The organism is Salmonella sp. SJTUF14076 (assembly GCF_015534835.1).
GTDB classification, from domain to species: domain Bacteria; phylum Pseudomonadota; class Gammaproteobacteria; order Enterobacterales; family Enterobacteriaceae; genus Salmonella; species Salmonella enterica.
The window spans coordinates 3838659-3853796 of record NZ_CP064674.1 but is presented as its reverse complement, the minus strand read 5'-3'; the positions used below and the strand labels follow the sequence as shown (position 1 = coordinate 3853796).

The 15138-nt window shown below is 55.0% G+C and carries 12 protein-coding genes and 1 pseudogene; 4 read left to right on the top strand and 9 right to left on the bottom strand.

The window, feature by feature from the left end:
- Positions 1–281 precede the first annotated feature (281 nt).
- Positions 282–362 (bottom strand): annotated as a pseudogene (locus HU143_RS24855) (hypothetical protein); the annotation flags it as partial.
- A 121-nt stretch (positions 363–483) separates the two neighbouring features.
- Here HU143_RS24855 and kefF point away from each other — a divergent pair.
- The 3 genes from kefF to folA all read left to right on the top strand — a co-directional run bounded on the left by kefF (position 484) and on the right by folA (position 3547).
- Positions 484–1014, top strand: a complete 531-nt coding sequence (gene kefF, locus HU143_RS18680; RefSeq protein WP_058679824.1) for a glutathione-regulated potassium-efflux system oxidoreductase KefF — start codon at positions 484–486, stop codon at positions 1012–1014.
- Positions 1007–2869, top strand: coding sequence for a glutathione-regulated potassium-efflux system protein KefC (kefC, locus tag HU143_RS18675; RefSeq protein WP_023227658.1), 1863 nt, complete (start codon positions 1007–1009; stop codon positions 2867–2869). Before kefF ends, kefC begins: the two co-directional genes overlap by 8 nt.
- A gap of 198 nt (positions 2870–3067) precedes the next feature.
- On the top strand, positions 3068–3547 hold the full coding sequence (gene folA / locus HU143_RS18670) for a type 3 dihydrofolate reductase (protein ID WP_000624379.1): 480 nt from the start codon (positions 3068–3070) through the stop codon (positions 3545–3547).
- A 105-nt stretch (positions 3548–3652) separates the two neighbouring features.
- Here folA and apaH read toward each other — a convergent pair whose 3' ends face one another.
- The 6 genes from apaH to lptD are packed head-to-tail and all read right to left on the bottom strand — an operon-like array spanning position 3653 to position 10393.
- Positions 3653–4501 carry a bis(5'-nucleosyl)-tetraphosphatase (symmetrical) ApaH gene (gene apaH / locus HU143_RS18665; protein WP_000257211.1) on the bottom strand — a complete coding sequence of 283 codons (849 nt, stop codon included), beginning with the start codon at positions 4499–4501 and terminating at the stop codon, positions 3653–3655.
- A gap of 10 nt (positions 4502–4511) precedes the next feature.
- Positions 4512–4889: a Co2+/Mg2+ efflux protein ApaG gene (gene apaG / locus HU143_RS18660; protein WP_000610894.1), complete on the bottom strand. Its 378-nt coding sequence runs from the start codon at positions 4887–4889 to the stop codon at positions 4512–4514.
- A 2-nt stretch (positions 4890–4891) separates the two neighbouring features.
- Positions 4892–5713, bottom strand: coding sequence for a 16S rRNA (adenine(1518)-N(6)/adenine(1519)-N(6))-dimethyltransferase RsmA (rsmA, locus tag HU143_RS18655; RefSeq protein WP_001065397.1), 822 nt, complete (start codon positions 5711–5713; stop codon positions 4892–4894).
- Complete coding sequence (gene pdxA, locus HU143_RS18650) at positions 5710–6699, bottom strand: 4-hydroxythreonine-4-phosphate dehydrogenase PdxA (protein WP_000092999.1); 990 nt, start codon at positions 6697–6699, stop codon at positions 5710–5712. Before pdxA ends, rsmA begins: the two co-directional genes overlap by 4 nt.
- Entirely contained in the window at positions 6699–7985 is a 1287-nt protein-coding gene (surA, locus tag HU143_RS18645) for a peptidylprolyl isomerase SurA (RefSeq protein WP_000800482.1), read from the bottom strand. The genes pdxA and surA overlap by 1 nt, the downstream gene beginning before the upstream one ends.
- 53 nt (positions 7986–8038) lie before the next feature.
- Positions 8039–10393: an LPS assembly protein LptD gene (gene lptD, locus HU143_RS18640; RefSeq protein ID WP_023227657.1), complete on the bottom strand. Its 2355-nt coding sequence runs from the start codon at positions 10391–10393 to the stop codon at positions 8039–8041.
- Between the two features lie 253 nt (positions 10394–10646).
- Between lptD and djlA the strand changes: the two genes are divergently transcribed.
- The gene (gene djlA, locus HU143_RS18635) at positions 10647–11459 is read left to right on the top strand and encodes a co-chaperone DjlA (RefSeq protein WP_001200595.1); all 813 of its coding nucleotides are present in this window, start codon (positions 10647–10649) and stop codon (positions 11457–11459) included.
- A 94-nt stretch (positions 11460–11553) separates the two neighbouring features.
- Here djlA and rluA read toward each other — a convergent pair whose 3' ends face one another.
- Both rluA and rapA read right to left on the bottom strand, forming a co-directional pair.
- Positions 11554–12213 (bottom strand): bifunctional tRNA pseudouridine(32) synthase/23S rRNA pseudouridine(746) synthase RluA, encoded by a 660-nt coding sequence (rluA, locus tag HU143_RS18630; protein ID WP_000525198.1) that lies wholly within the window; start codon positions 12211–12213, stop codon positions 11554–11556.
- 11 nt (positions 12214–12224) lie between these two features.
- Positions 12225–15131 (bottom strand): RNA polymerase-associated protein RapA, encoded by a 2907-nt coding sequence (rapA, locus tag HU143_RS18625; RefSeq protein ID WP_001116966.1) that lies wholly within the window; start codon positions 15129–15131, stop codon positions 12225–12227.
- Between the last annotated feature and the right edge of the window lie 7 nt (positions 15132–15138).

The window sequence follows — 15138 nt, the reverse complement described above, 5'->3', positions numbered from 1 at the left end:
CGTGTACGCTCCGGTTTCTGCGCGCTGGTCGGCCCCAAACTGGCTTCAACAATTACGCCTACTGGGCCAGGCTCTAAGTGTTTGACCCATTAGGCTATTTTATTCGTCGGCGATCTGGCATCCAGCGTGTCTGGAGGTTCAGATGCTGTTGGCGCTGCGCTTATTGGGCCTGTATCATCATGTAATGGATTGATATTACAGTCATTACAGGCAAATTTAGCGCAGCGCCGCCCGGTAAGAAGGCCTTAAACCGATTGGTCAGCGATTTAAGGCTACTATCATCACCGACCTTTCCACACCGGATCGCGCTTTTCCGCAAACGCCTGCGGCCCTTCGAGGGCATCTTCGGGGAGCAGGATGGCGTCAACTCCTGGCTGGCGTTAATTCAATTTTTTCTGGTTAGCCGCTCAATAATATTCACTATTAGCCTGGCGAATTTGTCACTACACTTTGTAATAAAAAACAGATCATCACAGGCTAATCATGATCCTCATTATTTATGCGCATCCGTATCCGCATCATTCTCATGCGAATAAGCGGATGCTTGAACAGGCAGGGACGCTGGAAAACGTCGAAATACGTTCGCTTTATCACCTCTATCCCGATTTCAATATTGACGTTGCCGCCGAGCAGGAGGCGCTGTTGCGCGCGAGTCTTATCGTCTGGCAGCATCCGATGCAGTGGTACAGCGTCCCTCCTTTACTCAAATTATGGATGGATAAAGTCCTCACCCACGGCTGGGCTTACGGTCATGGCGGTACGGCATTGCATGGTAAACATCTGCTGTGGGCGGTAACGACCGGCGGTGGTGAAAACCACTTTGCTATCGGTTCACATCCGGGATTTGACGTCCTTTCTCAGCCGCTACAGGCGACGGCGCTCTATTGTGGCCTCAAATGGCTGCCGCCGTTTGCCATGCACTGCACGTTCATTTGCGATGACGACACCTTACAGGCGCAGGCGCGTCAGTATAAACAGCGTTTACTGGCATGGCAGGAGGTGAATCATGGATAGCCATACTCTACTGCAGGCGCTGATCTATCTTGGTTCGGCGGCGCTGATTGTGCCGATTGCGGTACGTTTGGGCTTAGGATCGGTGCTGGGGTATCTGATTGCGGGTTGCATTATCGGCCCCTGGGGGCTACGGCTGGTAACGGACGCCGAATCTATTCTGCATTTTGCGGAAATCGGCGTCGTGCTGATGTTGTTTGTTATTGGGCTTGAGCTGGACCCGCAACGGTTATGGAAGCTGCGCGCCTCGGTATTTGGCGGCGGCGCGTTACAAATGGTGGTCTGCGGCGGACTGATTGGTCTGTTCTGCATGTTTCTTGGCCTGCGTTGGCAGGTGGCGGAACTGATTGGCATGACGCTGGCGCTTTCGTCCACGGCTATCGCCATGCAGGCAATGAATGAGCGTAACCTGACCGTTTCACAAGTAGGACGTAGCGCATTCGCAGTGCTCTTGTTCCAGGATATCGCGGCGATCCCGCTGGTGGCGATGATCCCGCTGCTGGCCGCCAGCGGCGCATCCACCACGCTTGGCGCGTTTGCGCTATCGGCGTTGAAAGTCGCAGGCGCGTTGGCGCTGGTGGTGCTGCTGGGACGCTACGTTACGCGCCCGGCGCTGCGCTTTGTCGCGCGTTCTGGTTTGCGGGAAGTGTTCAGCGCCGTGGCGCTATTTCTGGTGTTTGGTTTCGGCCTGTTGCTGGAAGAGGTTGGGCTGTCAATGGCGATGGGCGCGTTCCTGGCGGGCGTTCTGCTGGCGAGTTCGGAATATCGTCATGCGCTGGAAAGTGATATTGAACCCTTTAAGGGGTTGCTGCTGGGGCTGTTCTTTATTGGTGTCGGCATGTCGATTGATTTCGGCACGCTGGTGGAGAATCCGCTGCGCATTCTGCTGTTGCTGGCCGGTTTTCTGGCAATCAAAGTCGTCATGCTGTGGCTGGTCGCGAGGCCGCTGGGTGTACCGGCAAAACAGCGTCGCTGGTTTGCCGTCTTATTAGGCCAGGGAAGTGAGTTTGCGTTTGTGGTTTTTGGCGCGGCGCAAATGGCGGATGTACTTGAGCCGGAATGGGCAAAAGCGCTGACGCTGGCGGTCGCGCTGTCGATGGCGGCTACGCCGATTTTTCTGGTGCTGCTGACGCGCATGGAGAAGACCGCGACGGGTGAAGCGCGCGAGGCGGATGAAATCGACGAAGAGCAACCGCGGGTTATTGTGGCCGGGTTTGGACGATTTGGGCAGATAGCCGGGCGTCTGCTGCTGTCGAGCGGGGTGAAGATGGTGGTGCTCGATCACGACCCCGATCATATCGAAACGCTGCGTAAATTCGGCATGAAGGTTTTTTATGGCGACGCGACGCGTATGGATTTACTGGAATCTGCCGGAGCGGCGAAAGCGGAGGTATTGATTAACGCCATTGACGATCCGCAAACCAATTTGCAACTGAGTGAACTGGTGAAGTCGCATTTCCCGCATCTGCAGATTATCGCCCGCGCCCGTGATGTCGATCATTACATTCGCCTGCGCCAGGCTGGTGTGGCGATGCCCGAACGTGAAACCTTCGAAGGCGCGCTCAAAAGCGGACGACAGGCGCTGGAAGCGCTGGGGCTGGGGCGTTATGAAGCCCGCGAGCGCGCGGATCTGTTCCGTCATTTTAATACCCGGATGGTGGAAGAGATGGCGAAAGGGGAAAACGATCCGTTATCTCGCGCCGCCGCCTATAAACGTACCAGCGCGATGTTGAGCGAAATTATTACCGAGGACCGGGAGCATCTGTCGTTGATTCAGCGCCACGGCTGGCAGGGAACGGCTGAGGGCAAACATTCCGGGGAGGCCGCTGATGAACCCGAGGTCAAACCGTCAATCTAAAGTAAAAAATGTGATGTTCTGCAAACTTTACTGCTAATTGGCTGTTTTTGAACTACTGTAATGCTGGCGCTCCACATCAAATGAGTGGCGTCGCCAGCAGAACGAAAAATTTTCGTGCTCATCCTCTTTTCGTCAGTCGACGAAAGATTGCGCTTTACGTATAGTGGCGGCAATTTTTTTTGTATCAGGAAATAATTAATGATCAGTCTGATTGCGGCGTTAGCGGTGGATCGCGTCATCGGTATGGAAAACGCCATGCCGTGGAACCTGCCTGCCGATCTCGCCTGGTTTAAACGTAACACGTTAAATAAACCTGTCGTCATGGGACGTCACACCTGGGAGTCCATCGGGCGCCCCTTACCGGGACGTAAAAATATTGTTATCAGCAGCCAGCCAGGCACCGACGATCGCGTGCAGTGGGTGAAGTCTGTCGATGAGGCGATTGCCGCTTGCGGCGATGCGCCGGAAATTATGGTCATTGGCGGCGGGCGCGTGTACGAGCAGTTCCTGCCAAAGGCGCAGAAGCTTTATCTGACGCATATTGATGCGGAAGTCGAAGGCGATACCCATTTTCCGGATTATGAACCGGATGACTGGGAATCGGTATTCAGTGAGTTTCACGATGCCGACGCGCAGAATTCTCACAGCTATTGTTTCGAGATTCTGGAACGTCGTTAACGCTGTAGTGCCGGATGGCGGCGAAACGCCTTATCCGGCCTACTCTTGAGCCAGATGTAGCCGGATGTAGGCCTGATAAGCGTAGCGCCATCAGGCATAAACCTATCAGGCGTTGACCGCTTCGCCTTCGCCCATATCCATCTGGCGGTTTGACGGCTGCACAAAATACTGTTTATCTTCCCAACGTAAACAGGTCAACTCCCCGCCCCAGCAGCAGCCGGTATCCAGCGCGTAAATACCTTCTGGCGTCCCTTTCCCTTCCAGCGACGCCCAGTGCCCGAACGCAATGCTGTAAGCCTCGCTCACCGGCCCCGGAATGGCGAACCACGGCTTCAGCGGCGCAGGGGCATTTTCTGGCGACGCTTTGCTGTACATATCCAGTTGACCGTTAGGAAAGCAGTAACGCATACGGGTAAAGGCATTAGTAATAAAGCGTAGCCGCGCCAGACCGCTTAACTCCGGCGACCAGTTATTCGGCATATCGCCATACATCGCGTCGAGGAAAAACGGGTACGAGTCGCTCGACAGCACCGCTTCAACATCGCGGGCGCACTCTTTTGCCGTCTGCAAATCCCACTGCGGGGTAATACCCGCATGCGCCATGACCAGCTTTTTCTCTTCATCTACCTGCAACAGCGGCTGACGGCGTAACCAATTCAACAGCTCATCGGCGTCCGGCGCTTCAAGAAGCGGGGTCAGCCGGTCTTTAGGTTTGTTGCGGCTAATCCCGGCGAATACGGCCAACAGGTGTAAATCGTGATTCCCCAGCACCAAACGCACGCTATTGCCAAGCGATTTGACGTAGCGTAACACGTCCAGCGAACCAGGACCGCGGGCGACCAAATCGCCAGTCAGCCACAGAGTGTCTGTGTCTGGCGTAAATTCCACTTGCTGTAATAAGGCGATCAGTTCGTCGTAGCAACCGTGAACGTCGCCGATGAGATAAGTTGCCATTGTTATAATTTTAGTGAATGAGTGTAGGGACGGCGAGTCGAAACACGGGGATGTCGATGGTAAAGGCGTCGCCATTTTCATCGATCATTTCGTAATGACCCTGCATGGTGCCCAGCGGCGTTTCAATTACCGCGCCGCTGGTGTACTGGTACTCTTCGCCAGGCGCAATGCGCGGCTGGACGCCAACCACACCTTCGCCCTGGACTTCAGTTTCACGGCCATGACCATTGGTAATCAGCCAGTAGCGGCCCAATAGCTGCACTGGCGCCCGGCCCAGATTGCGGATGGTTACGGTATAGGCAAAAACGTAACGTTCATCGTCAGGTGAGGATTGCGCCTCAATGTAGACGCTTTGCACCTGAATACACACTCTGGGCGAATTGATCATGTTTAACTCTCCTTCAAAGGCGCGTTTTCCGACAGATAGTTGGCCATCTGGCAGTACTGCGCGACAGAGATATTTTCCGCGCGCATTGCCGGGTCAATACCCATTTCCGTCAACGTCTCAACGCTAAAAAGATTGCCGAGACTGTTACGGATCGTTTTACGGCGCTGGTTAAAGGCCTCGGTGGTAATACGGCTCAACACGCGAATATCTTTAACCGGGTAAGGCATTGTTGCGTGTGGAACCAGACGCACCACGGCGGAGTCCACTTTGGGCGGCGGCGTGAAGGCGGATGGCGGCACTTCAAGCACCGGGATCACCTGACAGTAATATTGCGCCATCACGCTTAAACGACCATACGCTTTGCTGTTCGGCCCTGCAACCAGACGATTTACCACTTCTTTTTGCAACATAAAGTGCATGTCGGCAATGGCATCAGTATAGCTAAAGAGATGGAACATCAGCGGGGTGGAGATATTATAGGGCAGATTGCCGAACACACGCAGCGGTTGGCCCAACTGCGCAGACAGTTCGCCAAAGTTCATGGTCATGGCGTCCTGCTGATAAATAGTCAGCTTCGGCCCTAAGAACGGATGGGTTTGCAAACGCGCCGCCAGATCGCGGTCAAGCTCAATGACCGTGAGCTTATCCAGTCGTTCGCCGACCGGCTCCGTCAGCGCCGCCAGACCGGGGCCGATTTCAACCATCGCCTGGCCTTTTTGCGGATTAATAGCAGAAACAATACTGTCGATCACAAACCGATCGTTGAGAAAGTTTTGCCCGAAGCGTTTACGGGCTAAATGGCCCTGATGGACTCGATTATTCATTGGGTATTAACAATCATTTTGATGGCGAGATTAAGCGCCGTAATAAAACTGCCGACATCCGCTTTTCCTCGGCCCGCCAGTTCAAGCGCGGTGCCGTGGTCAACGGAGGTTCGAATAAAAGGTAGGCCGAGCGTAATATTCACTCCCCGACCGAATCCCTGGTATTTTAGCACGGGCAGGCCCTGATCGTGGTACATTGCCAGCACCGCGTCGGCATTATCGAGATATTTGGGCTGAAACAGCGTATCAGCAGGTAGCGGCCCGTTGAGTTTCATCCCCTGCGCCCGCAGCTCGTCGAGCACCGGAATGATGGTGTCTATCTCTTCCGTGCCCATATGACCGCCTTCGCCCGCGTGCGGATTCAGGCCACAGACAAGAATGCGCGGTTCGGCAATACCAAATTTGGTCCGCAAATCGTGATGCAAAATAGCAATCACTTCGTGCAAAAGCGCAGGGGTGATGGCGTCTGCAATCGCCCGTAGCGGCAGATGCGTGGTCGCCAGCGCCACGCGAAGTTCTTCGGTTGCCAGCATCATCACGACTTTTTTCGCCTGCGAACGCTCTTCGAAAAACTCGGTATGACCGGTAAACGGAATGCCGGCGTCATTGATCACGCCTTTGTGCACGGGGCCTGTGATCAGCGCGGCAAATTCACCGTTCAGACAGCCATCACACGCTCGCGCCAGCGTCTCTACCACGTAGGGGCCATTTTCTACCGTCAACTGACCGGGGATGGCAGGCGCGTGCAGCGAGACCGGCAATAGGGTCAGCGTTCCCGCGGGCTGCGGCGCAGCGGGGACATCAGGCGAGTAAGGGAGAAGCGAGAGGGGCAGGCCGAGCATGGCGGCCCGCTCCGTCAGGAGCGCGCCGTCCGCACAGACGACCAGTTCAATCGGCCACGCGCGTTGCGCCAGTTGGACGACAAGATCGGGGCCAATCCCGGCGGGTTCGCCGGGAGTGATAACAACGCGTTGCGCACTGCTCATTAGTTACTCAAAATCTTAACGTAAGCGCTGGCGCGCTGTTCTTGCATCCAGGTCGCCGCTTCTTCTGAGAACTTACGGTTCATCAGCATACGATAAGCGCGATCTTTCTGCGCCGCATCGGTTTTGTCTACCTTACGCGTATCCAGCAATTCGATCAGATGCCAGCCGAAAGAGGAGTGTACCGGCGCGCTTATTTGGCCTTTATGCAGCTTCGTCAGCGCGTCGCGGAACGCCGGATCGAAAATATCTGGCGTAGCCCAACCCAAATCACCGCCCTGGTTAGCGGAGCCCGGGTCCTGAGAGTACTCTTTCGCCGCAGCGGCAAATGTGGTTTTACCACTCTTAATGTCAGCCGCGATTTCTTCCAGCTTCAGGCGCGCCTGCTGATCGTTCATGATAGGCGACGGCTTAAGCAGAATGTGACGAGCGTGAACTTCGGTCACGGAGATACTCTGGCTCTGACCGCGCAGGTCGTTTACTTTCAGAATGTGGAAGCCGACGCCGGAGCGAATCGGGCCGACAATGTCGCCTTTCTTCGCGGTGCTCAGCGCCTGGGCGAAAATCCCCGGCAGCTCCTGGATACGGCCCCAGCCCATCTGACCGCCTTTTAGCGCCTGCTGGTCGGCAGAGTAGGTAATCGCCAGTTTGCCGAAATCTGCGCCGTTACGCGCTTCTTCAACAATGCTTTCCGCCTGGCGCTGCGCGTCGTTAACCTGCTCGGAGGTTGGGTTTTCCGGCAGAGCAATCAGGATATGGCTCAGGTTCAGCTCGGTGCTGGCATCGTTTTGGGTGCCAATCTGTTTTGCCAGCGCGTCAACTTCTTGCGGCAAAACGGTGATACGGCGACGAACCTCATTGTTGCGCACTTCAGAGATAATCATCTCTTTACGAATCTGGTTACGGTAGGTTGAATAGTTCAGCCCATCGTAAGCCAGACGGCTGCGCATCTGATCCATCGTCATATTGTTTTGTTTGGCGATGTTGGCGATGGCCTGATCCAACTGCTCATCCGTGATCTTCACCCCCATCTTCTGACCCATCTGCAGGATAATTTGATCCATAATCAAACGTTCCAGGATCTGGTGACGCAGCGTGGCGTCGTCCGGAAGCTGCTGACCTGCCTGACCCGCGTTGAGTTTGACTGATTGCATTAAGCCATCAACGTCGCTTTCCAGCACGACGCCATTATTGACGACGGCTGCGACTTTATCGACTACCTGGGGGGCAGCGAAACTGGTATTCGCGATCATGGCGATACCGAGAAGCAGCGTTTTCCAGTTCTTCATACTTTTTCCATTTCAATTAACCGCAATGCGGATTATGTTGTAAATCAATCAGATTACATAGAGCTTTGGTACGGCAGAATGTTCGAACGCAACATTTCTTGCGTGCCGAGGCCGTAGTTAGAGCTCAAACCGCGCAGCTCAATGTTGAAGCCAATCGCGTTATCATAAATCGCGTGTTGTTTATCGTTATCCCAACCGTTCAGCTTACGTTCGTATCCGACGCGGATCGCATAGCAGCAAGAGTTGTACTGCAAGCCGAGCATCTGGTCTGCAGGTTTGCTCGAATTGGTATCGAAGTAGTACGCGCCGACAATCGACCAGCGATCGGCAATCGGCCAACTTGCCACCGCGCCCACCTGGTTGATGCCGTTTTTATACTGCTCTGCCGTGGAATAATACGAAGGCAACGTAGCCTGAATATATTCCGGGCTGGCATAGCGGTAGTTCAACTGTACCAGACGATCCTGATCCCGACGGTATTCGAGGCTGCTGCTGCTGGTAGCGACGCTATCCAGACGGGTATCGTACTGCACTCCGCTACGCAGCCCCCAGCGTTCTGAAATACGCCAGTAAGTGTCGCCTGCCCAAACCAGCGAACCGGTTTTGTCGTCATTCTCCCATTTAATGTTGTCATCGCCGGTGCGAGACTCCGTGAAATAGTAGATTTGACCAACAGAAACGTTAAAACGTTCAACGGCGGCATCATCATAAATGCGTGTTGTGACGCCAGTCGTGACCTGGTTGGCGGAAGCAATACGGTCGAGACCGCCATAAGTGCGGTCGCGGAACAGGCCGTTATAGTCGGATTGCAGCAAAGAAGAATCGTAGTTATAGATGCCGCTCTGGTCGCGGTACGGCACATACAGGTACTGCACGCGTGGTTCCAGCGTCTGGGTATACCCCGGCGCCAGCATCGCCATATCGCGTTCGAAGACGAGCTTACCGTCGACTTTAAACTGCGGCATGACGCGGTTAACCGAATCTTCCAGTTTTTTGCTGTTATTGGCGTTGTACCAGTCCAGATTCGTCTGCTGATAGTGCGTCGCCATCAGCTTCGCTTCGGTGTTCAGACTGCCCCAGCGGTTGGAGAGCGGCAGACTAATGGTCGGCTCCAGGTGGACGCGGGTCGCTTCCGGCATATTGTCTTTGGTGTTGACGAAATGTACCGCCTGGCCGTAAATCCGGGTATCAAACGGGCCGAGATCGTTATGGTAGTAGTTAACGTCTAACTGCGGCTCCGCTGAATAGCTGCTGGTGTTTTGATCGTTAAAGACCTGGAATTGTTTGGTCGACACCGTAGCGTCAAAGTTTTGTACGGCGTAGCCGACGCTGAATTTCTGCGTTGCGTAGCCGTCGGTACTGGAACCGTACTTACTGTCGAAATCATTAAAGTAGCTGGAGTCGCTGACTTTGGTGTAATCGACGTTAAAACGCCACACCTGATCCATCACGCCTGAGTGCTGCCAGTAGAATAACCAGCGGTGCTTATCGCCCTCTTTGGGATGTTCGTCCTCGTAGACTTTATCAGAAGGCAGATAATCTAATTCCATCACTCCCTCGCCCGCCTGAGTGAGATAACGGAATTCGTTCTCCCACATAATATTGCCGCGGCGGTGCATATAGTGCGGGGTGATGGTGGCGTCCATATTGGGCGCGATGTTCCAGTAATACGGTAAGTAGAACTCGAAATAGTTCTTGGTCGTGTATTTCGCGTTCGGGATCAGGAAACCTGAGCGACGTTTGTCACCGACGGGTAGCTGTAAATAGGGGCTATAAAAGATCGGAACCGGACCTACTTTAAACCGGGCGTTCCAGATCTCCGCAACCTGTTCTTCACGGTCATGGATGACTTCACTCCCCACCACGCTCCAGGTATCGGAGCCAGGCAGACAGGAGGTAAAGCTGCCGTTTTCCAGAATGGTATAGCGGTTTTCGCCGCGCTGCTTCATGAGATCAGCTTTACCGCGCCCCTGACGGCCCACCATCTGGTAATCGCCTTCCCAGACGTTCGTGTCTTTGGTGTTCAGGTTCGCCCAGCCCTTCGGCCCTTTAAGGATGACCTGATTGTCATCATAATGCACATTACCCAGCGCATCGACGGTGCGTACAGGTTCCGGCTGACCTTCCGCCTGCTTCTGATGAAGCTGCACTTCATCCGCTTGCAGGCGGCTATTCCCCTGCATAATGTCCACGTTGCCGGTAAAAACGGCATCGTCCGGGTAGTTACCTTTAGCGTTATCGGCATTGATAGTAACCGGCAGATCGTTGGTATCGCCTTTTACCAGAGGACGATCGTAGCTCGGCACGCCCAACATACACTGTGAGGCGAGATCGGCTGCCAGCCCCTGATGACTATAAAGGGCGCTGGCGATCATGGTGGCCAGAAGAGTGGGAATACGTTTTTTCATACGTTGTATTTATTGTTCCATCATCGGTAGCGTTGCGCGTGACAAACGGTCACAGCCTAACTTACTCATCTTCGCTGCGCCAGTGTTAATCCTGCCGTTTAGCGTCTGTGGTGTTAGGCACGGCATTGAATGACAGGTATGATAATGCAAATTATAGGCGATGTCCCACAATTGACCGTAGCCTTCATTCGCAGAAAAGCACCTTATTTTGTGGGAGATAGCCTCACCGATAGCGTAACGTTTTGGGGAGTCTATGCAGTACTGGGGAAAGATAATTGGCGTCGCCGTAGCCCTGATGATGGGCGGCGGCTTTTGGGGCGTGGTCCTGGGTCTGCTGGTGGGCCATATGTTCGACAAAGCCCGCAGCCGAAAAATGGCGTGGTTTGCCAACCAGCGGGAACGGCAGGCGCTGTTTTTTGCCACCACCTTTGAGGTGATGGGCCACTTAACCAAATCAAAAGGACGGGTGACGGAAGCGGATATTCATATCGCCAGTCAGTTGATGGATCGTATGAATTTACACGGCGATTCACGTACTGCCGCGCAGAACGCCTTTCGGGTCGGAAAAGCGGATAATTACCCATTACGTGAAAAGATGCGGCAGTTTCGTAGCGTCTGCTTCGGGCGTTTTGATCTGATCCGGATGTTTCTGGAAATTCAGATCCAGGCGGCGTTTGCCGATGGCTCGCTACACCCTAATGAGCGGGAAGTGCTGTATGTGATTGCGGAAGAGTTAGGTATTTCCCGCGTACAGTTCGATCAGTTTCTGCGCATGATGCAGGGCGGCGCGCAGTTTGGCGGCGGTTATCATCAACAGTCCGGCGGCGGCTGGCAGCAGGCGCAGCGCGGCCCGACGCTGGAAGATGCCTGTAATGTGCTGGGGGTTAAAACCACCGACGATGCAACCACCATTAAACGCGCTTATCGCAAACTGATGAGCGAGCATCATCCCGATAAGCTGGTGGCCAAAGGTTTGCCGCCGGAGATGATGGAGATGGCGAAGCAAAAAGCGCAGGAAATTCAGAAAGCGTATGAGCTAATCAAAGAACAGAAAGGCTTCAAGTGATTGAATTGCCGGATGCGACTAGCGCCTTATCCGGCCTACGTTAATGAATGTAGGCCGGGCAAGCGAAGCGCCCCGGCATAAATTGGCTCAGAATTTAAAAATCTGCCGGGACTTTAAACGTCATGCTGGTGCCGTAAGCGGGATGGGTAATGGTCAGCATTTCGGCGTGTAACTGCAAACGCGGCGCTAGCGACAACGCTTCCGGCGAGGCGTAAAACCGATCGCCTAAAATCGGGTGGCCTAACGCCAGCATATGCACACGAAGCTGATGCGAACGTCCGGTGATCGGCTTGAGCACCACGCGGGCGGTATTATCCGCCGCAAACTCCACCACGTTATATTCCGTTTGCGCCGGTTTGCCGGTTTCATAACACACTTTCTGCTTTGGCCGGTTCGGCCAGTCGCAGATGAGCGGTAAGTCAACCAGCCCTTCCGCCGGGGAGGGATGACCCCATACGCGCGCCACATACTGCTTTTTCGGCTCACGTTCGCGGAACTGGCGTTTTAGCTCCCGCTCCGCGGCTTTGGTCAGCGCCACTACAATCACGCCGCTGGTGGCCATATCCAGACGATGCACCGATTCTGCCTGCGGGTAGTCGCGCTGGATACGCGTCATAATGCTGTCTTTGTGCGCTTCCAGACGCCCCGGCACGGACAACAGGCCGCTGGGCTTATTGACCACCATAATGTGCTCATCCTGATACAGGATAACCAGCCAGGGTTCCTGCGGCGGATTGTAGTTTTCCATCCCCATGTACGGCTCCGTTATTGGTGCGTGACGACGATAAGACGCAGCGCGTCCAGACGCCAGCCTGCCTGATTCAGGCTTTCCAGCACCTGCTGACGGTTGCTGTCGATAGCGGCAAGTTCGTCGTCGCGAATGTTCGGGTTGACGGCGCGCAGCGCTTCCAGACGCGACAGTTCCCCGGACAGTTTTTCATCCGCCTCGCGGCGCGCGTTATCAATCAGCGCTCTGGCGGACTTTTCAATCTGCGTCTCGCCCAGTTGCAAAATGGCGTGGACGTCCTGTTGCACGGCGTTCACCAGTTTGCTACCGGTGTGGCGATTCACGGCGCTGAGCTGACGGTTGAAGGTTTCAAACTCGACCTGGGCGGCCAGATTGTTGCCGTTTTTATCTAACAGCATACGTACCGGCGTCGGCGGCAGGAAGCGGTTCAGTTGTAGCTGTTTCGGCGCCTGCGCTTCCACGACGTAAACCAGTTCGACCAGCAGCGTGCCGACTGGCAGCGCTTTATTTTTCAACAGCGAAATGGTGCTGCTGCCGGTATCGCCGGAGAGGATCAGATCCAGTCCGTTACGGATGAGCGGATGTTCCCAGGTAATAAACTGCGCATCTTCGCGAGACAGGGCTACGTCACGTTCAAACGTGATAGTACAGCCGTCTTCCGGCAGGCCGGGGAAATCCGGCACCAACATGTGGTCGGACGGCGTCAGCACGATCAGGTTGTCGCCGCGATCGTCCTGGTTAATGCCGACGATATCGAACAGGTTCATGGCGAACGCGATCAGGTTGGTGTCGTCGTCCTGTTCTTCAATGCTTTGTGCGAGCTGTTGGGCTTTTTCTCCGCCGTTGGAGTGGATCTCCAGCAGGCGGTCGCGGCCCTGTTCTAACTGGGCTTTTAGCGCTTCATGTTGCTCGCGGCAGGATTTGATCAGATCGTCAAACCCGTCGGTTTCTTCAGGCGCGGCCAGATAGTTAATCAGACTGGCGTAGGCTGAATCATAAATCGCGCGACCGGTCGGGCAGGTGTGCTCAAAGGCGTCCAGCCCTTCGTGATACCAGCGAACCAGCACCGACTGGGCGGTTTTTTCCAGGTACGGGACGTGGATCTGGATATCATGCGCCTGGCCGATACGATCCAGACGACCAATACGCTGTTCCAGCAGATCCGGGTTAAACGGCAAGTCGAACATCACCAGATTGCTGGCAAACTGGAAGTTACGTCCTTCGGAGCCGATTTCGGAACATAGCAGCACCTGCGCGCCGGTATCTTCTTCGGCGAACCAGGCGGCGGCGCGGTCGCGTTCGATAATAGACATGCCCTCATGGAACACGGCGGCGCGGATGCCTTCGCGTTCGCGCAGCACCTGCTCCAGCTGTAACGCGGTGGTCGCTTTGGCGCAGATCACCAGCACTTTTTGCGAACGATGGCTGGTCAGATAGCCCATCAGCCACTCAACGCGTGGGTCGAAGTTCCACCAGGTGCCGGTATCGCCTTCGAACTCCTGATAAATTTGTTCCGGATAGAGCATATCGCGGGCGCGATCTTCCGCGCTTTTACGCGCGCCCATAATGCCGGAGACCTTAATGGCGGTCTGATACTGGGTCGGCAGCGGCAGTTTTACCGTATGCAGTTCACGTTTCGGGAACCCCTTGACGCCGTTACGGGTGTTGCGGAACAGAACGCGGCTGGTGCCGTGGCGATCCATCAGCATCGACACCAGCTCATCACGGGCGGCCTGCGCGTCGTCGCGATCGCTATTAGCGGCCTGCAACAGCGGTTCAATATCCTGTTCGCCGATCAGATCGCCCAGCCTGTTCAGTTCGTCGTTGCTGAGTTTATTGCCCGCCAGCAGCATGGCCACCGCATCGGCGACAGGACGGTAGTTTTTCTGTTCTTCGACAAACTGTTCGAAATCGTGGAAACGGTTCGGATCGAGCAGGCGCAGACGGGCGAAATGGCTTTCCATCCCCAGCTGTTCTGGCGTGGCGGTCAGCAGCAGCACGCCCGGTACGCGTTCAGCTAACTGTTCGATGGCCATATATTCACGGCTCGGCGCATCGGTACTCCACACCAGATGATGCGCTTCGTCGACCACCAGCAAATCCCACTCGGCGTCGCACAAATGTTCCAGACGCTGCTTATTACGGCGGGCGAAATCCAGCGAGCAGATCACCAGTTGTTCGGTTTCAAACGGGTTATACGCGTCGTGCTGCGCTTCGGTATAGCGTTCGTCATCGAACAGCGCGAAGCGCAGGTTGAAACGGCGCAGCATTTCTACCAGCCACTGGTGTTGCAGGGTTTCCGGCACGATGATCAATACGCGTTCCGCCGCGCCGGATAATAACTGTTGATGCAGAATCATCCCGGCTTCAATGGTTTTACCTAAGCCCACTTCATCCGCCAGCAGTACGCGCGGCGCGTGGCGACGACCCACATCATGAGCGATATTAAGCTGATGCGGGATCAGGTTGGTCCGCTGGCCGCGCAGGCCGCTGTATGGCATCCGGTACTGCTCGCTCTGAAATTTACGGGCGCGATAGCGCAGCGCGAACCGATCCATTCGATCGATTTGACCGGCGAACAGACGATCCTGGGGCTTACTGAAAACCAACTTGCTGTCGAGCAGAACTTCGCGCAGCGTCACATTGGTCTCTTCGGTATCCAGGCGGGTGCCGACATAAACAAGCAGGCCATTTTCTTCTTTTACTTCATCGATATGTAGCTGCCAGCCTTCATGGCTTGTAATCGTATCGCCAGGGTTGAACATGACGCGGGTCACGGGAGAATCACTGCGCGCATACAGGCGGTTTTCCCCCGTGGACGGGAAAAGTAAGGTGACGGTTCGCGCATCCATCGCAACAACGGTTCCAAGTCCCAGCTCGCTTTCTGTATCGCTGATCCAGCGTTGACCAAGTGTAAAAGGCATATGTGTT